Origin of the sequence: Salegentibacter salinarum, assembly GCF_900168115.1 — a bacterium.
Lineage (GTDB): Bacteria > Bacteroidota > Bacteroidia > Flavobacteriales > Flavobacteriaceae > Salegentibacter > Salegentibacter salinarum.
On record NZ_FUZC01000009.1, the window covers coordinates 58,607 to 76,566 of the forward strand.

At 37.3% G+C, this 17,960-nt stretch carries 19 protein-coding genes; 12 read left to right on the forward strand and 7 right to left on the reverse strand.

The window, feature by feature from the left end:
* Positions 1-47: 47 nt before the first annotated feature.
* Positions 48-446, forward strand: coding sequence for an ExbD/TolR family protein (locus B5X53_RS11910; protein WP_079713456.1), 399 nt, complete (start codon positions 48-50; stop codon positions 444-446).
* A 68-nt stretch (positions 447-514) separates the two neighbouring features.
* Complete coding sequence (locus B5X53_RS11915; protein WP_232764029.1) at positions 515-1,084, forward strand: hypothetical protein; 570 nt, start codon at positions 515-517, stop codon at positions 1,082-1,084.
* Positions 1,085-1,128: 44 nt separating this feature from the next.
* On the opposite strand, the gene B5X53_RS11920 is transcribed toward B5X53_RS11915, so the two are convergent.
* On the reverse strand, positions 1,129-1,404 hold the full coding sequence (locus tag B5X53_RS11920; protein WP_079713457.1) for a YciI-like protein: 276 nt from the start codon (positions 1,402-1,404) through the stop codon (positions 1,129-1,131).
* Positions 1,405-1,406: 2 nt separating this feature from the next.
* Complete coding sequence (locus tag B5X53_RS11925) at positions 1,407-2,546, reverse strand: glycosyltransferase family 2 protein (RefSeq protein ID WP_079713458.1); 1,140 nt, start codon at positions 2,544-2,546, stop codon at positions 1,407-1,409.
* A gap of 184 nt (positions 2,547-2,730) precedes the next feature.
* Between B5X53_RS11925 and ruvC the strand changes: the two genes are divergently transcribed.
* The 9 genes from ruvC (at position 2,731) to B5X53_RS11970 (ending at position 11,537) form a co-directional block, all read left to right on the forward strand.
* Positions 2,731-3,282 carry a crossover junction endodeoxyribonuclease RuvC gene (ruvC, locus tag B5X53_RS11930; RefSeq protein WP_079713459.1) on the forward strand — a complete coding sequence of 184 codons (552 nt, stop codon included), beginning with the start codon at positions 2,731-2,733 and terminating at the stop codon, positions 3,280-3,282.
* Between the two features lie 35 nt (positions 3,283-3,317).
* A complete protein-coding gene (gene hemW / locus B5X53_RS11935; protein ID WP_079713460.1) occupies positions 3,318-4,448 on the forward strand; it encodes a radical SAM family heme chaperone HemW in 1,131 nt (376 codons plus the stop codon).
* A 230-nt stretch (positions 4,449-4,678) separates the two neighbouring features.
* Positions 4,679-5,425, forward strand: a complete 747-nt coding sequence (locus tag B5X53_RS11940; RefSeq protein WP_079713461.1) for a cyclase family protein — start codon at positions 4,679-4,681, stop codon at positions 5,423-5,425.
* Between the two features lie 2 nt (positions 5,426-5,427).
* On the forward strand, positions 5,428-5,778 hold the full coding sequence (locus B5X53_RS11945; RefSeq protein WP_079713462.1) for a DUF4260 domain-containing protein: 351 nt from the start codon (positions 5,428-5,430) through the stop codon (positions 5,776-5,778).
* A gap of 1 nt (position 5,779) precedes the next feature.
* The gene (locus tag B5X53_RS11950; protein WP_079713463.1) at positions 5,780-6,394 is read left to right on the forward strand and encodes a DUF4230 domain-containing protein; all 615 of its coding nucleotides are present in this window, start codon (positions 5,780-5,782) and stop codon (positions 6,392-6,394) included.
* Between the two features lie 34 nt (positions 6,395-6,428).
* A complete protein-coding gene (locus B5X53_RS11955; RefSeq protein ID WP_079713464.1) occupies positions 6,429-6,794 on the forward strand; it encodes an MmcQ/YjbR family DNA-binding protein in 366 nt (121 codons plus the stop codon).
* Complete coding sequence (locus B5X53_RS11960; RefSeq protein WP_079713465.1) at positions 6,787-8,565, forward strand: MutS-related protein; 1,779 nt, start codon at positions 6,787-6,789, stop codon at positions 8,563-8,565. The genes B5X53_RS11955 and B5X53_RS11960 overlap by 8 nt, the downstream gene beginning before the upstream one ends.
* Before the next feature lie 114 nt (positions 8,566-8,679).
* Positions 8,680-9,687, forward strand: coding sequence for a metal-dependent hydrolase (locus tag B5X53_RS11965; protein WP_079713466.1), 1,008 nt, complete (start codon positions 8,680-8,682; stop codon positions 9,685-9,687).
* A gap of 137 nt (positions 9,688-9,824) precedes the next feature.
* Positions 9,825-11,537 (forward strand): DUF885 domain-containing protein, encoded by a 1,713-nt coding sequence (locus B5X53_RS11970; RefSeq protein ID WP_079713467.1) that lies wholly within the window; start codon positions 9,825-9,827, stop codon positions 11,535-11,537.
* A 71-nt stretch (positions 11,538-11,608) separates the two neighbouring features.
* Here the strand turns inward: B5X53_RS11970 and B5X53_RS11975 are convergent, their stop codons facing one another.
* Positions 11,609-13,054, reverse strand: coding sequence for a M56 family metallopeptidase (locus B5X53_RS11975; protein WP_079713468.1), 1,446 nt, complete (start codon positions 13,052-13,054; stop codon positions 11,609-11,611).
* Positions 13,055-13,056: 2 nt separating this feature from the next.
* Positions 13,057-13,422, reverse strand: coding sequence for a BlaI/MecI/CopY family transcriptional regulator (locus tag B5X53_RS11980; protein WP_079713469.1), 366 nt, complete (start codon positions 13,420-13,422; stop codon positions 13,057-13,059).
* A gap of 159 nt (positions 13,423-13,581) precedes the next feature.
* Here B5X53_RS11980 and B5X53_RS11985 point away from each other — a divergent pair, with 159 nt between their 5' ends.
* On the forward strand, positions 13,582-14,163 hold the full coding sequence (locus tag B5X53_RS11985; protein WP_079713470.1) for a PhnA domain-containing protein: 582 nt from the start codon (positions 13,582-13,584) through the stop codon (positions 14,161-14,163).
* 1 nt (position 14,164) lies between these two features.
* On the opposite strand, the gene B5X53_RS11990 is transcribed toward B5X53_RS11985, so the two are convergent.
* From B5X53_RS11990 to abc-f, 3 genes are all read right to left on the reverse strand, one after another.
* Positions 14,165-14,863, reverse strand: a complete 699-nt coding sequence (locus B5X53_RS11990; protein WP_079713471.1) for an ABC transporter ATP-binding protein — start codon at positions 14,861-14,863, stop codon at positions 14,165-14,167.
* Positions 14,864-14,908: 45 nt separating this feature from the next.
* The gene (locus B5X53_RS11995; protein WP_079713472.1) at positions 14,909-15,733 is read right to left on the reverse strand and encodes an O-methyltransferase; all 825 of its coding nucleotides are present in this window, start codon (positions 15,731-15,733) and stop codon (positions 14,909-14,911) included.
* A 274-nt stretch (positions 15,734-16,007) separates the two neighbouring features.
* Positions 16,008-17,879, reverse strand: coding sequence for a ribosomal protection-like ABC-F family protein (gene abc-f / locus B5X53_RS12000; RefSeq protein ID WP_079713473.1), 1,872 nt, complete (start codon positions 17,877-17,879; stop codon positions 16,008-16,010).
* Positions 17,880-17,960: the final 81 nt, after the last annotated feature.

Sequence of the window (17,960 nt, forward strand, 5' to 3'; positions counted from 1 at the left end):
AGTTTTCTCCCTCGAGCGTAGTCGATATCTCTTTTAAATTAACACCTATGAATTTTAAGATTATTATAATTTTTATCAGCCTTTTTCTTATTACTCTTTCAGGTTTTGCGCAGGAGGCTTTTCGAGTAAATATATTTGTTGATGCTGATAAAAACATCTATTTGGAAGATCGAAATGTGACGATTGGCGAACTTTCTAAAGAAACTAAAGATTTAATCTACAAACAACCTGCGACCAAGTATAACCGACTTGTTTTTAATATTTACGGAGATAAAAATCTGAAACACGGTTTTATTATGGATATAAATCATAAGCTTTTATCCCTAGGAAAAGGTCTGAAGTCAAAAACCAATAAATATCTTTTAGAATATAAGAACATCAACCTGGACGACTCCGCTTGGCAGGAAGAAATAAAGTCGCTGCAGCTGGATGCTGTAAAAGATTAGCAGTTGATTTTCATGAAGCTTTCTTTTAAATTTCATTACTTTTGCTCAAAGTCCAAGTGCGTTTGCCAATGAAAAAAGCTTTACTCGATATTCGAGATTTAAATGCTCTGAAACCTGTCTGGAGATTTAAATGTTGTTATTTCTATAATTACTTCCTGATTTTGTTTCGGCGAAGTTTACTTGCACTTGCTGGTTTCGTAGTTTTTTCCTGTAATTTTGAGACCAAGAAAATTTCTTCAGAAGAGGTGCTTGAGCTGGAATCCCAAACGCTTAACTGGAAAGAAGTAGACGAATATCCTGCTTTTGAAGATTGCCAAAATGAAACCGAACTCATCGCAGCACGCGATTGTTTTGAGCGGGAAGTCGCTGAGAATGTTTACGCCTACCTTTCTAAACAACAACCAATAGTGACTGAGTCTATAGACGATACGCTTTATCTTTATCTTGAGATTAATAGTGCCGGCCGTCCCGAGATAGATTCGGTTAAAATAGATTCTACTTTAAACAATCAACTCCCTGAACTAAGGCTTTGGTTAGACCAATCTATAGATTCCCTTCCAAAAATATATCCGGCCAGCAAGCGTGGGGTACCTGTTTCTACCGTTTTTAAAATGCCCATTGTAATTAAAGCTGAATAAGCTAGAGGTTAAAAGTACGAGGTTGGAGGTAAGTAATCAAATGTCTAATTCCCAATCACCACATTCCATTTTTTAACCATCCAGGATTTTATAAGTCCGTTTTTAACGTAGGGATCGTTTTCTGCGAAAGCTTTGACAATTTTATCAGACTCTGCTTTAAAAACCAGTACAGCTTCATTGGCCGAATCTATGGCTCCACCAAGAGTGAGGTAGCCTTCATTGAAATATTCGGTGGCGTGGTTTAAATGTTCTTGTCGGTATTTTACCCGCTCTTCCAGGTAGTTTTCCCCGGTAGTATAACTTAAAATATAATAATTCATCTTTATCTTTTGAATTGTCTTCCTTTCCAGTAAAAGTCCGAAAATAAAGATTTCACTGCTACATAAGTGCTAAAAAAAGGATAAAACACACTGCTCCAAAAATAACTTCGTAAAACGGTTTCCCGCTGGAAAAACTTAGCTGAACTATAAATCAAAATAAAATCCAAGTTAAACTTTACTAGAAAAATGATCAAAATAGGCTGATAGGGCAAAACCTTAAAAAATACTAGGAAAGTAGCGATGACAAGGCTTAAATTCATTAATAGGACAGTGAGTCCTGTAAATTTTGCAAACAGGCTTTTATATGCCGGTGTTTTAGACGCCCATCTTATTCTCTGTGAAACCAGGTTAACTAAATTTTTCTGAGCACGTGTATTAACAATTGCTTCCTGACTTTTCAAAAAACCGATTTTATAATGTTTTTGATAAAATTTTTGGAGCAGAAAAACATCATCTCCACTGGCAATTTTATCATTTCCTGAAAATCCTGAAACATTCACAAAAGCTTCCTTTTTATAACATAAATTTGCGCCATTGCACATAAAAGCTTTTTCTATCCCAAAAGCTCCCGCAGTTGATGCCTGCAGACTTAAAACGTCCAATGTTTCAAAATTTTGAAATTTAGATTTTTGTTTGTTTTTCGAAACAAATGGAATTAAAGCTACCGGTCCGGCAATAAGTTTATTTCCTGTTTTCAGGATATAGTCGTTATAAGTCTTTAGCCATTTTTCTGGTACCCGGCAGTCGGCATCGGTGGTAAGGATATATTCAAAATTCGCCGAATTTATCGCTTTAGTAATAGCATCTTTTTTCGGCGAATCTGAAACTCGTTTGTTTTCTAAAAGTTTTACACTGAATTCTGAATGTTTTTCCTGAAATTCTTTGATGATTTCTACCGAATTATCTTCGGATTCATCATTAACCAGTAAAATTTCAAATTTCGTTTTTGGGTAGTTTATTTCGTTGAGAGAACTTAGTAAAACCGCTAAGTTTTCGGCTTCATTTCTAAAAGGGATAATGATTGAAAACCTGATTTCCGCCGGTGAATTTTCCGAAGAAAATTCCGGTATCTTTTTCCAGCCGTAAAGCAGTATTAACATTAAAACCGAATAACAAAAACAAATAATTATAAAGAAAATCATATTCGGTTTTTAGTTTCTTATTCCCCGTAAAGTAAACTAATTTAATGCAAAACCACAGACGCTAAAGCAGAAAAGTAGTTCCGGTAACTGCGTAATTAAAATCCAGCGTGGTGAGTAAGGAAATGAAATTGCTTAGCTTTGCAGAGCAGCTGAATTAAGCAAGCTTTAAACCGAAACAGCTATTTTGAAAAGTGAAAGAATTATTTTAGGAATTGACCCCGGGACAACGATTATGGGCTTCGGACTCATAAAAGTGGAAAATAAAGAGATGAAATTTATACAGCTGAACGAATTGCAGCTGAGTAAATACAGCGATCCCTACGTGAAACTAAAATTGATTTTTGAGCGAACCATAGAATTAATAGATACTTATCATCCTGATGAAATTGCGATTGAAGCCCCGTTTTTTGGTAAAAATGTGCAGTCTATGCTGAAGCTTGGTAGGGCACAGGGCGTGGCAATGGCTGCCGGACTTTCAAGACAAATACCAATTACCGAATATTTACCCAAGAAAATAAAAATGGCCATTACCGGTAACGGAAATGCCAGCAAGGAACAGGTAGCGAAAATGCTACAAAGTTTACTCGGCTTGAAATCCCTACCCAAAAATCTCGACTCAACAGATGGACTTGCGGCAGCGGTTTGTCATTTTTACAATTCGGGTCGAACTGAAGTCGGTAAAAATTATACCGGCTGGGCTGCTTTTGTAAAGCAAAATCCGAAAAAAATCAAATAATTCAGATTATTCCACATAATCTTCAAATCACCACAATGTCCGGTATCTACATCCATATTCCTTTTTGTAAGCAGGCCTGTCATTACTGTGATTTTCATTTTTCGACTTCCTTAAAAAAGAAAGGGCAGCTGGTGGAAATGCTTTGCAAAGAATTAATACTCCGTAAGGATGAGTTTAGCTCACCCGAAATTCAGACGATTTATTTTGGTGGTGGAACACCTAGTCTGCTCGAAGCCGAGGAACTTCAACTGATTTTTGAAACGATTTACTCGAATTATAAAATTTCTGAGAATCCCGAAATTACCCTCGAGGCAAATCCTGACGATTTAACCGAAGAAAAAATTAAAGTGCTGGCAGCATCTAAAATCAATCGCTTAAGTATTGGTATCCAGTCATTTTTTGAAGAGGATTTAAAGCTGATGAACCGGGCCCATAATGCGGAAGAAGCTCTAAAAAGTATAAAACTCGCCAAGCAATACTTCGATAATATCTCCATAGATCTTATTTACGGAATTCCCGGAATGAGTGTAGAGCGATGGAAGCGAAACCTGGAAATTTCTTTGGAGCTGGGTGTGCCACATATATCCAGTTATGCACTTACGGTAGAGCCAAATACAGCACTTCAGAAGTTTATTGAAAAGGGAAAAATCAAGCCCGTAGACGATGAAGCTGCCAAAAAACATTTTGAGATTTTAGTTGAAACCCTTATCAAAAGTTGCTTTGAGCATTATGAGTTTTCAAATTTCGGGAAACCGGGCTATTTTTCACAAAACAATACTGCTTACTGGCTGGGAAAATCTTATTTGGGAATAGGTCCTGCTGCGCATTCCTACGATGGAAATTCCAGAAAGTGGAACATTTCTAATAATCCATTATACATAAAGGCACTCGAAAATGGCGAAATTCCACAGGAAACGGAAGATTTATCACTATCAGATAAGTACAATGAATATGTGATGACGCGGCTACGTACTAAGTTTGGTGTTGATGTTGCTGAGGTTTCCGATAAATTCGGTGAAAATTATAAAATTCATTTTCTTAAACTGGCAGTGCCACTGCAGAATGAAAATTTACTGGAAGAAAATAATGGCATTTTCCATATTACTTCGAAAGGAAAATTTTTAAGCGATGGCATTGCTGCTGATTTGTTTTTTCTGGAAGAATAATAGCCTTGTTTTTAATTTAACTCCGGAAATTATTTCGACAGCCCAAACCTCGTGAAGCTGAATTTATTTCAGACTTTATCCCGAATTCTCTTCGGGATTCTAAGATGTTTTAATTACCGGAAACTTAGATACTGAACCAGATTCAGAATGACGATCAGATAACATTTCACAAAAACTCATCTCTATTTCGTTCTTGCTTGGGAACAAAAAGTTTTTAATACATTTAGCTTGTGAAAGCAAGTATAGAACTCAACAACAAAACTTACAAGGTGGATTTTTCCAAACCGCTGGATATTTCTATTGGGTTGCGGGGAGATTCGAAAAATCCGGTGGCTTGGTATCTGGATGCGCCCAAAATAAAACCGGTGAAAGATGGTGATTTTATAGGGAAGGTTTCCGGAGGTGCTTCGGTGAATTTTAATAATATTCAATTTAATCCTCACGCCCACGGCACCCATACCGAATGTGTGGGGCATATTTCCAGGGAATTTTACAGCATCAATCAAACGCTTAAAACTTTCTTCTTTTTCTCTAAATTGATTTCTGTAGAATCGGAAAAAATAGGTGAAGACCAGGTGATTTCCAAAGCAATTTTAAAGGAGAAATTTCAGTCTAAAAATACAGAAGCTTTAATTATAAGAACACTGCCCAATTTAAGAGAAAAACAAACAAGAAAATATTCGCATACCAATTGGTCATATCTTAGCGAAGATGCGGCCATTTATCTACGAAATTGTGGAGTAAAACATTTGCTAATCGATTTGCCATCGGTAGATAAAGAAAAGGATGAGGGAAAATTACTGGCACACAAAGCTTTTTGGAACTATCCGAAAAATACCCGATTTGAAGCTACGATTACCGAACTTATTTATGTTCCAAATTCTATTTTGGATGGCGAATATTTGCTAAACCTGCAGTTCGCTTCTTTTGAAAACGATGCCAGTCCTTCAAAACCGGTTTTATATAAAATTCAGTAGTAATGAAAATAACACTCAAACTCGAAGAACTCTCAATGTTTTTGCTTGGAGTTTTTGCTTTTAGCCAATTAAATTTTGCCTGGTGGTGGTTTTTGGTCTTATTTTTTACGCCAGATTTTGGAATGCTGGGTTATCTTTTCGGGAACAAAACCGGCGCGCTTTTCTACAACATTTTCCACCATAAAGGCCTTGCCATTTTGTTATGGTTCTTGGGATTTTACCTCCAAAACGAGGTTTTTCAATTAATAGGCGTAATTTTGTTTTCGCACGCGGCTTTTGATCGTATTCTGGGCTACGGGCTCAAGTACAAAAAGGGCTTCAAATTCACTCATTTGGGAGAAATAGGAAATTAATATGGAATTTTTATTTATCGGTTTGGCTGTGGGAGCGGTCGTGGCGTATTTTATTTTTGCCCGGTTTAACAGGGAGAAATCAAAGCTTAAAACCAACGAGCAATCGCTGGTGATTATGGACAAAATAAAAAGCGTTTGCAAATTTATCACGGTGGAAGGCGATTTTTCTGAAATCTATCATTACGAGAATTTAAAGGAAAAATACTTGAGTTTATTGCTCGGAAAGAAAAAGGCTATTGTGCTAGTCAATGCGAAAGCCCACGTAGGTTTTGATCTGAGCAAGATTAGAATGAACAGCGAAAACGAGAAAAAAACCATCGTGCTTACCAATTTTCCGCAACCGGAACTGCTTACCGTAGAAACCGATTTTAAATATTACGACAAGCGAGAAGGCTGGGCAAATCCGTTTACCACCTCCGATCTTACCGACATTAACCGCGATGCGAAGAATTATATTGTAGAGAAAATACCGCAAAGCGGACTATTGGACCAGGCAAGAAAGGAAGCGCTGGATACAATTCTATTGATGGAAAAAATTGTGGAAACCATAGGCTGGAAGCTCGATTATACCGCACTTACTTTAGAAGATAACAAACAAGCGAAAATTGAGAAGTAGATTTCCGTCTTCACGGAAATGAAAGGACTTAATTATGGACATTGAAACCCTTAGAAATTACTGCATCAGCAAAAAAGGCGTGACCGAAGAATTACCTTTTGGTCCGGATACCCTGGTTTTTAAAGTAATGGGAAAGGTTTTTGCATTAACAGGACTGGATTCAGTGCCGGTTAGTGTAAACTTAAAATGTGATCCAGGAAAGGCAGTCGAACTTAGGGAAGAATATGAAGCCAACATTTTACCTGGTTACCATATGAACAAAAAACACTGGAATACCGTGATCCTGGATGGGTATTTAAAACCAGGTTTTGTATATGAGTTGATAGACCATTCCTACAATTTGGTAAAAGCGGGCTTAACGAAAAAACAACAACAAGAACTTAAGGATTTAAATGAATAAACCACTCGAATTTTATACAAAACAAAAAGAAATTCACCAGTTGGAATTAAGCAAGCTTTCCAAAAAACTGATGGTTTCCAGCTTAATTCGTTTACTAATTTTTCTGGCAATCTGCTTTGCTATTTATTATTTCTTCGGAAATATGAACGTAATTGTTCCGGTAATTATTGGCGGGATTGCACTTTTCCTGTTTTTGGTTTCGCGACATAGCGATCTTAAAGATAAGAGTGATAAGCAAAAAGAAATAATCAAACTAAACGAACTCGAAATTGATATTCTCAAAACCAGAAATTTCCAGGATTTGCCTAGCGGGAGCGAATTTGAAGACCCTATGCACGCCTACAGCCAGGATATAGACTTATTTGGTCGCGGTTCGTTTTTTCAGTATTCCAACAGGACGGCACTTTATGAAGGGACTAAAAAACTGGTGGGTATTTTTACTGAAAATAGTATTGAAAATATTCAGCAGAAACAGGAAACCGTAAAAGAATTAGCGCAGAAGCCGGAATTTCGCCAGGAATTTACCGCGCTTGCCAGGTTGGTAAAGACCGAAACTCCTTCGAAAACCGTAATCAACTGGTTTAAGAACTATAAGAACTTTGTCCCGAATTATATAAAATGGCTGCCGACAGTATTTTCGGTGTTTTCGCTCTTGGTTATTGCTGGTTATTCTTTTGATTATTTAAAAGGCATCCATCTTTTTTTATGGTTTTTAGCGGGACTGCTTTTTACGGGGATCTACCTGAAAAAGATCAATTTACTTTCGGGGAGTGTTAGTAAGATTCAGGATACTTTTCATCAATATCATTTTTTACTCGGACTTATAGAACGAGAAAATTTTTCTTCAGACACCTTAAAAAAGAATCAGCAACTTATTAATGAGGAAAAGAAGAAAGCCTCGGCTATTTTTAAAGAATTCTCCAAAGCAATTGATTCCTTAGACCAGCGAAACAATATGCTTTTTGGAATTTTTGCCAACGGCTTTTTGCTTTGGGACCTTCGTCAAAGCTATAAACTGGAAAAATGGATTTCGAACTATAGGGAACACGTAGAAAACTGGTTTGAAGTGATTGAGTTTACCGATGCCTATAACTCGCTTGGAAATTTTGTTTTTAATCATCCGGATTATGTTTTTCCTGAAATCATTAATGAAAGAAGAGGAATTTCAGCAACGAAATTAGCGCATCCACTTTTAGACCCGAAAAAGAGGATTGCGAACGATTTTGCCATTGGAGATGAGGAGTTTTTTATTATTACCGGGGCAAATATGGCGGGAAAAAGTACATTCTTAAGGACGGTTTCCTTACAAATTGTAATGTGCAATATCGGGCTGCCTGTCTGTGCTGAAACATGCAAATATTCCCCCATTAAACTTATTACAAGTATGCGTACCAGCGATTCGTTAAGCGATGATGAATCTTATTTCTTTTCAGAACTAAAGCGGCTTAAGTTTATTGTAGAAGAAATAAAAACCGACCGGTATTTTATAATTCTTGATGAAATTTTAAAGGGCACTAATAGTAGCGATAAAGCGATTGGTTCTAAAAAGTTCATCAGGAAACTGGTGAACTCTAATTCAACCGGAATTATCGCCACGCATGATTTAAGTTTGTGCGAGATCACCTCAGAATTGAGTCAGGTGAAAAACCATTATTTCGATGCAGAAATCATCAATGACGAATTGCATTTTGATTATAAATTCAAAGACGGAATTTGCCAGAATATGAATGCATCTTTTCTCCTCCGAAAAATGGAAATTGTAGACGATTAATTAAAGGACCTCACAGGTTTTTAAAATCAGAGATGGCTGTATTTTTCGTCACCCTGAATTTATTTCAGGGTCTAAAGTATTTTAAATATGAGGTTACAGGAATTAAAACTATAAATGGATTCACTAACTCAAATAGTACTCGGAGCAGCGGTAGGCGAAGCAGTTCTCGGTAAAAAAGTAGGAAACAAAGCAATGCTTTACGGAGCAATTGCGGGAACCATTCCAGACCTGGATACTTTTGCCAGCGCTTTTACAGATACTATTACCGCCATAGAAATCCACCGTGGATTTACACACTCTATTGCGTTTTCCATACTTTTTGCACCGGTTTTCGGCTGGTTCATTTCAAAAATTGAAAAGAAGTCCATCGTTACATGGCAAAACTGGTCCTGGTTAATGTTTTGGGGCTTTTTTACGCATCCGTTGCTGGATTCACATACTACCTGGGGCACGCAATTGTTTTGGCCTTTAGAAGCCCGCCTTGCGTATAAGAACATTTTTGTGATAGATCCGCTATACACCCTGCCTTTTTTGGTATTTCTTATCCTGGCGATGCGGCAAAAACGAGGGACTGAAAAGAGAAGGAAATATAATAACCTGGGCCTTATAATCAGTAGTATTTACTTATTGATCATTACCCCTGCCTTAAAGCTTTATACGTTCGATAAATTTACCGACGCACTCGAAAAACAGGAAATTACTTATAAAAAAATTGAAACTAAGCCCTCCCCCTTAAATGCTATTTTATGGTCAGCCAATGTGGAAGTGGAAGATGCTTATTTGATTGGGAATTATTCGATTTTCGATTCTCAGGAAATTGAGTTTGTTTCGCATCCTAAAAATCATCAATTGCTGGGTGATTGGCGTAATAAAAAAAATGTACAGCGATTAATTGATATTACTGAAGGCTGGTATACGGTTTCAAAAAAAGAAGGGGAAATATATTTTAACGATCTACGCTTCGGAACTTTGAGCCCGATTGCCAAAGCCGATTCTGACTTCGCCTTTAGCTATAAATTGGTGGAAGAAAACGGGGAAATTAAAGCCATAGAAACCGAAAAAACCCGGGGTGACGCTAAAGAATTATTATCGCAGCTGGGAAACCGGATCTTGGGGAATTAGATTTCTGAAAGTGGTTTAAAAAAATAAGAACCAGGAGAACAGAATAAAGAATAAGGAAAATGGATAGATTCGTGGCAAAACATTTCCCAAAACCATTTCTTTAGAAACCCTATCTTTATAAAAAATTCCCTTTTTCTATGAAGCACCTATTTACACTTGCTTTTACTTTTTTATTTGTTTCCGGTTTATCCGCTCAGCAGGATTCAAGAAAGTTAGATTCGATTATTAGCAAAATTGTAGACCATACAGCCTACGACAGGGAGGAATTTCCGTTAGGACTTTATACCGAAGAATACTATAAAGAAGAAGCTGAATTTGCTGAAAAACGTATAGAAGAACTTAAGGAAATCAATGCAGCCTCTTTAAGTGAAACCGAGCAGATTTCGTTGGAAATGCTAAAGTTTAAGCTTCAGGAAACCGTAGATCACTATAAATATGAAGCTTTTTTGAACCCTTTGCTTTCAGATTCCGGTTTCCATTTAAGCCTGGCTTACCAGGTACGTGATTTGAATAATTATGCCCAGGTAAAAGCTTATTTGAATAAACTGAATGCAATTCCCGCTTATGTAAACCAGCATTTTGTTTTGTTGAGGGAGGGATTGAAAAAAGGAAATACACAACCCCGCGTTATATTCGATGGTTACGAATCTACTTATAACGATCAGATCGTCGAAAATCCAAAAGAAAGCTATTTTTATGAACCATTTGAAAATCTGCCAGGTATACTTTCCGAAGCACAAAAGGATTCGGTTTTAACAGCGGCAGAAAAGGCAATTTCCAGTAATGTTATTCCGCAGTTTAAAAGAATTAAAGAGTTTTTTGAAACCGAATATTTACCAGAAACACGGACAAGTTTAGGTGTTTCTGAAATTCCAAATGGAAAAGAATATTATCAAAACCGACTGGATTATTATACCACTTTAGATCTTAGTGCCGAGGAAATCCATCAGATTGGTTTAGAAGAAGTAGCGCGGATTAATTCAGAAATGAAAAAGATTATTACTGAGGTTGAATTTGATGGTAGTTTCGAGGAATTTATTCATTTTCTAAGAACCGATGAGCAATTTTACGCTAAAACGGGAGAAGAATTACTAAAAGAGGCCCGTGATATTGCCAAGCGGATAGATGCAAAACTCCCGGCATACTTTAAGACACTACCAAGAAAGCCTTATGGAGTAGCAAAAGTACCCGATGCCATAGCACCAAAATATACTACAGGTCGTTATATCGGCGCTTCAGATGAAACTCAACCGGGCTATTACTGGGTAAATACTTATAATTTATCTAACCGCCCGTTGTATGTTTTACCGTCCTTAACCGCTCACGAAGCCGTTCCGGGGCATCATTTACAAAATGCGCTTAATGCAGAACTGGGAGATAGCATTCCTAAATTCCGCAGAAATATGTATTTATCGGCTTATGGAGAAGGTTGGGGCTTATATTCCGAATTTTTAGCCGAAGATATGGGAATTTATACCACGCCTTATGAGCTCTTTGGAAAACTCACCTACGAACAATGGCGCGCCTGCCGCTTGGTAATCGATACCGGAATTCACGCAATGGGCTGGAGTAGGGAAGAAGCAGTGGAATATTTTGAAAAAAATACCGCGCTTTCCATGCATAATATCAATACAGAAGTAGATCGTTATATTTCCTGGCCGGGACAGGCGGTTTCCTATAAAATTGGTGAGATAAAAATTAGGGAATTGCGAGAAAAAGCAGAAGAAGCCCTTGGTGCGAATTTTGATATTCGTGACTTCCACGAAGTAATTTTAGAGCAGGGCGTGGTTACACTTCCGATCTTAGAAGAAAGGGTGAATGCTTTTATTGCAAGTAAAAACGATAAATAGGATTCTATAATTAAATGAAAAAACCTCTTCGATATGTAGATCGGAGAGGTTTTATGTTTTTTAATGAGAGTTTAATTCTCTTTATCGGTTAATTCTACGAATGGTCTTTTCTTATTATCGTAGGTAATTTGCATATTAACCTTTTTCTGATCTTCTACTAATTCCTGCGCTTTCTGTGGCTCAATAATTTTTCCTTGATAATAAAAAGTTGCACCATCGGCTAATAGTTTTTTATAAGTTGGTGGAGCAGGAGGTGGCGGAGGAAGAATTTCAAATTTTGATGGCACAGCACTTTTCTTTTGCTCCACGGTCATTAATCTTAAGATTTTATTAATCTGATTCAGATCTTTTTGCTTAATTATCCCGGTTTCATTTAAATCCCCGATGATTTTGTTATACTCGGCGATCATTTCAGGTGTGGCTTTTGGATCTTCAACCACTTCTATAATTTCTATTTCTGGAAAACTTTCTGCAGTTTTTTTCTGCTCTGGAGACATTACTTTATAAATATCGCTCATCCTGTCATAATCATTAATTTCTTGAGACTTATCTCCTGTTGAATTATATGAACTAGCCAGTCTGTTGTACTCTCTTATCATTTCTGGTGTGGCTTTCTCCAAGGGTTGATTCTGAGCAGTAGGATCACTATTGGGTTTTTCCAGTTCTTCTTTTGTGCTGCAACTGTAGATCAGTATTCCAAGTAATGGCAAAAGAAGTAAACTCTTTGCCCAAATTGTTTTTTTTGATGTTTGTGTTTTCATAACTGTAAAACGTTTTTTGATTGATGAATAATTAATAGGATTTACAAGGTCACTATGTAAATGTCCCGATGAAAATGATAATAATGTGGTTTGATATCCTGCGGTTTGTATTCCTTTTTTAAGGACTTCCCTGTCTGCCAGGAATTCGTGATTGAGTTTAATGTAATCTTTTAAGAAGATGATTAGCGGATTTATCCAGAATACAATTTGCAGGAATTCCACAATAAGAATATCGAGACTATGTTTTTGTTTCGCGTGTGCTTCCTCATGTATAATCACCTCCTTTGGAATTTTCTTCTCCTTGTATTCCCTTCTATTTAAAAAAATATAATTGAAGAAGGTATGAGGGTCAACTTTCTCCTGCAGAAGTATTCTCGTAGAGTTTTCCTTCTTTATCTTCGGATTTGTTTTAATCTTTAATAGTAATTCTCTGAGGTTTCTGATAAATTTTATGCTGAAGAAAATCACTCCCAATGCATAGATGGTCCACAGGATAAAAAGAAGATTGTCTTCAAAAGAGTTGCTTTCTGATGCTGAAGTTTCTTCGGAAAGTTGAAACAAGACAGGATCAAAACTTTCGGAAACGGGTTCAACGTACGTGGTAATTGTAATCAAAGGGATGCCGATGGAAGCTATTATTGCAAATAGTAAATAAAAACGTTTAAACGTATGCATATTCTCCTTTTCAAGAAGCAACTTGTAAAAAAGAAGCAGAGTAGCTAGGATAGCTACAGATTTTAAGATGTACCACTCCATAACTACTTGTTTTTTATTTCTTTATCTATTAATTTCTTTAAGTCTTCTAATTCTTCCTTGCTGAGATTTGCTTCTTTTGTGAAAAATGAAGCAAACTGGGAGGCGCTGTCATTGAAAAAATTCTTAATAATTCCATTAAACTGTTTGGAGAAATAATCCTTTTTCTTTACCAGCGGAAAATATTCACGGGAACGGCCATATTGCTTATAATCCACAAAATTTTTGTCCTGCATTCTCTTTAATAGGGTAGCGATAGTTGTAGGTGCGGGTTTAGGATCCGGATAGGCTTCTATAAGATCTTTCATAAAAGCTCTTTCCTGTTTCCAGAGAATTTGCATTAACTGTTCTTCAGATTTTGAAAGATTCATATTTCTACAAGTTTAGATTGTTGTCTACAAATGTAGAATAAAATTTTAATTCTACAAGTATAGAATAAAGATTTCTTTCAAACCTGTTTTAATTATTAAAAATCTCAAGAGAAGCTTATAAGGAGAACCTGTATATTCGCGAGCTAATTATTATATGTCATGAATCTGGAAAGGGAATTATTAAAAAGGAGTGACTCAACTTGTGAGTTATGTGGAAATACAGAAAACTTAGATTTATATACTTATGAAAACTTCCCGGGCGCGGAGTCTGAAGCAAGTTTTGTGATTTGTTCGGTTTGTAAAGTGCAATTTGAAGATCCTGAAAAAGTAGTTCCAAATCACTGGCGCTGCCTTAATGATTCAATGTGGAGTACGGTTCCAGCTGTTCAGGTTACTGCATTTCAGATGCTCACCCGACTAAAAAATGAAAGCTGGCCACAGGATTTGCTGGATATGATGTATATGGAGGAGGAACTAAAAACCTTTGCTAAATCCCAGATGGTTTCCGAAGAAAATACCACTTCAGAAATTGTTCATAAAGATAGTAATGGAGCGGTTATTGAAGCCGGGGATACAGTGGTGCTCACTAAAGATCTAAACGTAAAAGGGAGTAGCTTAACTGCTAAACGCGGAACAGCCGTTCGCCGGGTTTCTTTAGTGCACGATAATCCCGAGCAAATTGAAGGAAAAGTTGAAGGGCAACAAATTGTGATTCTAACCAAATTTGTAAAGAAAGTTTAGCCTATTGGCTTACAACCTCTTTTCGCTCATCGCTTTCTACTATCCCGTCACGTAGACGGATTACCCGGTGGGCGTGGTCTGCAACTTCCTCTTCGTGGGTAACCAAAATTACGGTGTTTCCTGCAGCGTGGATTTCATCAAAAAGATGCATAATTTCTAAGGAAGTTTTTGAATCCAGGTTTCCGGTAGGTTCATCGGCCAGAATTATGGATGGCTTATTTACTAAAGCTCTTCCCACGGCAACTCTCTGGCGTTGCCCACCCGAAAGCTGGTTAGGTTTATGATCCATTCTGTCTCCAAGTCCTACTTCTGTTAAAACCGCTTCTGCACGCTTAATCCGGTCGGCTTTACTGTAACCGGCATAAATCATTGGCAAAGCCACATTTTCAAGTGCAGTGGTTCGGGGAAGCAGGTTAAAAGTTTGAAAAACAAAACCGATTTCTTTATTCCTAATTTCAGCAAGTTCATCATCACTCATCTGGCTCACATCTTTTCCATTCAGAATATAGTGCCCTGAAGTGGGAGTGTCAAGACAACCCAGTAAGTTCATTAAAGTAGATTTTCCGGAACCGGAGGGTCCCATAATTGCAACATATTCACCACGATCTATATCGAGATCGATTCCTTTTAAAACTTTTACGGTTTCATTTCCTAACGGAAAATCCCTGGTAATTTGCCTGATTTCAATGACTTTACTCATGCAGAAATAATTTTGTGCTTATAGGACGCCTATTTGTACGTTTTGTTACAACCTGATTTTAAAATGCTGCCTTGCCTGTTCTTTTCTAAAAAATACGAGTCCCAGGAAAAAGGTATCAATCGTTACTCTTACCTGGGGATGCGCTTTAATTTCCTCCCAGGCAGCTTCCATTCCCGGCGACCAGTGAATATCATCTAACACAAAAATCGAATTATTATGAGCGGTGGGTAATAATTGATGGAAATATTTTAAGGTCGCTTCCTTTGTGTGATGCCCGTCGAAATATATAAGGTCGAAAGTGGTTTGTTGTTCGATTCTCTGTAAATCTTTTGAGCCTTCGGTTTTACTTTTTTCCTCAGGTTCGGTTATAATTTTTGAAAGAATTTCTTCAAACTCCCCGACAATAAGGTTTATATTTTTAATACCGAATTTTTTCAATTGTTCCCGCGCCACATTAGCGGTTTGTGGGCAACCTTCAATACTGATTAAGTTACTTTTCTTATTTGCAGCCAGAGCAGCGGCACCAATTCCCAGGGAAGTACCTAATTCAAGATTATTTTTACAGCCTAAATAATTAACCAAACGAAATAAAAACCTGGCTCTTTTCTTCGGAATTCCCACATTTATAGCAATCGCCGAAACGGTACGGCGGTTGGAGGTAAATACCTTGCTTCCCGCACCGAAATCGGTCACCTGAATAGTGGTATTATTTTTCCGAAGATCTTTTCGGTATTGCTTTAACAGCTTATATTCTTTGTATTTCTTTTTATCATAAAAACAATTCGTCACCAAATCATATACAAACGGTGAGTGTAACCCGTGTTGATTCTGGGATTTTAATAGAAATTTTATGTAGGATTTTAATTGCAACTTTCAGTTCATAGTTTAGTTAGTCTGACGCGTATTATTTTCGTCAAGCTGAACTGGTTTCAGCTTCTAACGTGATTTGAGTAACTCATCTTAGATCCTGAAATAAATTCGGGATGACGAATTAAAGCAACTTTCTGACTAATAATAAATTTCTTTTCTTCCTAGATCGTATTGAATTCTGATGCCTTTTGTTTCAATCATTGCCAATTATGACAAACACCCGAAAAGTGAGGCAAGTGCAGAGCCCAAGCTACTACCCACTGCCAACTGCAACCTACTCCGCCTTCGCACCAAGTTCAAACCAGCGTTCGGTTTTTTCTTCTATCTGGTCTTCTATTTTTTTAAGTTCAACTGAATTTTCGGCTACTTTTTCTCCGCTGAGGTCCTGGAGGAATTTTTGCTGAATTTCCTCTTTTTTCTTCTCGAGTCTGGCGATTTCTTTTTCCAGCTTACCGAATTCCTTCTGTTCGTTGTAACTTAATTTACTGCCAGAACTGGTCTTTTTCCAGTCTTTTTTATTGTCTTTTTGGTCGGTAGATTGGGTTTCCTCTTTAACTTCCGCAGTAGCGCTTTCTTCATATTCACGGTAATCGCTATAATTACCGGGGAAATCCTGAACTTCGGCATTTCCCTGGAATACGAACAGGTGATCTACGATCTTATCCATAAAATACCTGTCGTGGGAAACCACTACCAAACAACCCGGAAAGTCCAGTAGGAAGCTTTCCAGCACGTTTAAAGTAACAATATCAAGATCGTTGGTAGGTTCATCGAGGATTAGAAAATTGGGATTTTGAATAAGCACTGTACACAGGTAAAGTCGTTTTCGTTCACCCCCACTTAGTTTTTCAACAAAATCGTATTGTTTTTTACGATCGAATAAAAAGCGTTCCAGAAGCTGTTGTGCAGAAATTTGCCGACCTTTTTTCAGGGGAATATATTCTCCAAACTCCCGAATTACTTCGATAACTTTCTGCCCTGGTTTAATGGTGATTCCTGCCTGGGTATAATACCCGAATTTTATGGTCTCGCCTATAACTACTTTTCCGTTATCAGGTTTTATCGCTCCGGTGAGAATGTTTAGAAAAGTCGATTTTCCAGTTCCATTTTTACCAATAATTCCAATACGTTCGCCGCGTTTAAAATTATAGCTGAAATTTTTCAGTAACTCATTTTCTTCAAAAGACTTCCCGATATTGTGCAGCTCTACGATTTTACTGCCCATTCGCTCCATATTGAGTTCCAGCTGAATTTCGTGATCCTGGCGACGTTTGTGGGCTCGATCTTTAATATCCTGGAAATCGTCTATCCTAGATTTGGATTTAGTGGTACGCGCTTTGGGCTGACGGCGCATCCAATCCAGTTCTTTTTTATAGAGTTGTTTGGCTTTTTCGGTATTTGTGGCTTCCTGCGCCATTCGCGCATCTTTTTTATCAAGATAATAGCCGTAATTTCCTTTGTAGGTGTATAACTGCCCGTGATCTAATTCTACTATTTCATTACAAACACGTTCCAGGAAATATCTGTCGTGTGTGACCATGAAAATGGTGAAATTCTCTTTTTTAAAATATTCTTCCAGCCACTCGATCATATCCAGATCCAGGTGGTTGGTAGGCTCATCCATGATGATGAAATTTGGCTTTTGCAGCAGCATAACCGTAAGGGCCAAACGCTTTTTTTGTCCGCCGGAAAGATATTTCACTTCTTTAGAAAGATCGTCCAGCTTCAGTTTGAACAGAATTTGTTTGTACTGGGTTTCAAAATCCCAGGCCTGGGCGGCATCCATTTCTTCAAAAGCCTTTTGATATGCATCAGCATCATCGGGATTTTTAAGCGCTTTTTCGTATCGGTTTATAATATTCAGAATTTCATTATCTGAAGAAAATATGGTTTCCTCTACCGTTAAATTAGGATCTAAATTAGGTTCCTGCGGAAGAAAAGCGGTGGTGATATCCTTTCTATACACCACTTTCCCCGCATCTGGCGAATCGGAGCCTGCCAGGATATTGAGGAGGGAAGTTTTTCCGGTTCCGTTTTTGGCGATAAATCCTACTTTTTGGCCTTCATTTATTCCGAAGGAAATATCTTCGAATAATACATGTTCACCGTAGGCTTTGGCAATATTTTCTACACTTAAATAATTCACAGACTTGAGTTTTGTGCAAAATAAAAGGAAAATTGCGACTTAATTTTATTATTAGCCTACAAAAACTATATTTGTTAAAAC

Excerpts from the sequence above, each read along its gene's own strand:
- B5X53_RS11960 (WP_079713465.1), top strand. The coding sequence starts at position 6,787 with ATGAATAAACCACTCGAATTTTATACAAAACAAAAAGAAATTCACCAG.
- B5X53_RS11975 (WP_079713468.1), bottom strand. The coding sequence starts at position 13,054 with ATGGAGTGGTACATCTTAAAATCTGTAGCTATCCTAGCTACTCTGCTT.
- B5X53_RS11980 (WP_079713469.1), bottom strand. The coding sequence starts at position 13,422 with ATGAATCTTTCAAAATCTGAAGAACAGTTAATGCAAATTCTCTGGAAA.
- B5X53_RS11915 (WP_232764029.1), top strand. The coding sequence starts at position 515 with ATGAAAAAAGCTTTACTCGATATTCGAGATTTAAATGCTCTGAAACCT.
- B5X53_RS11950 (WP_079713463.1), top strand. The coding sequence starts at position 5,780 with ATGGAATTTTTATTTATCGGTTTGGCTGTGGGAGCGGTCGTGGCGTAT.
- B5X53_RS11955 (WP_079713464.1), top strand. The coding sequence starts at position 6,429 with ATGGACATTGAAACCCTTAGAAATTACTGCATCAGCAAAAAAGGCGTG.
- B5X53_RS11970 (WP_079713467.1), top strand. The coding sequence starts at position 9,825 with ATGAAGCACCTATTTACACTTGCTTTTACTTTTTTATTTGTTTCCGGT.
- hemW (WP_079713460.1), top strand. The coding sequence starts at position 3,318 with ATGTCCGGTATCTACATCCATATTCCTTTTTGTAAGCAGGCCTGTCAT.
- B5X53_RS11965 (WP_079713466.1), top strand. The coding sequence starts at position 8,680 with ATGGATTCACTAACTCAAATAGTACTCGGAGCAGCGGTAGGCGAAGCA.
- B5X53_RS11990 (WP_079713471.1), bottom strand. The coding sequence starts at position 14,863 with ATGAGTAAAGTCATTGAAATCAGGCAAATTACCAGGGATTTTCCGTTA.
- B5X53_RS11985 (WP_079713470.1), top strand. The coding sequence starts at position 13,582 with ATGAATCTGGAAAGGGAATTATTAAAAAGGAGTGACTCAACTTGTGAG.
- B5X53_RS11925 (WP_079713458.1), bottom strand. The coding sequence starts at position 2,546 with ATGATTTTCTTTATAATTATTTGTTTTTGTTATTCGGTTTTAATGTTA.
- B5X53_RS11920 (WP_079713457.1), bottom strand. The coding sequence starts at position 1,404 with ATGAATTATTATATTTTAAGTTATACTACCGGGGAAAACTACCTGGAA.
- B5X53_RS11910 (WP_079713456.1), top strand. The coding sequence starts at position 48 with ATGAATTTTAAGATTATTATAATTTTTATCAGCCTTTTTCTTATTACT.
- B5X53_RS11945 (WP_079713462.1), top strand. The coding sequence starts at position 5,428 with ATGAAAATAACACTCAAACTCGAAGAACTCTCAATGTTTTTGCTTGGA.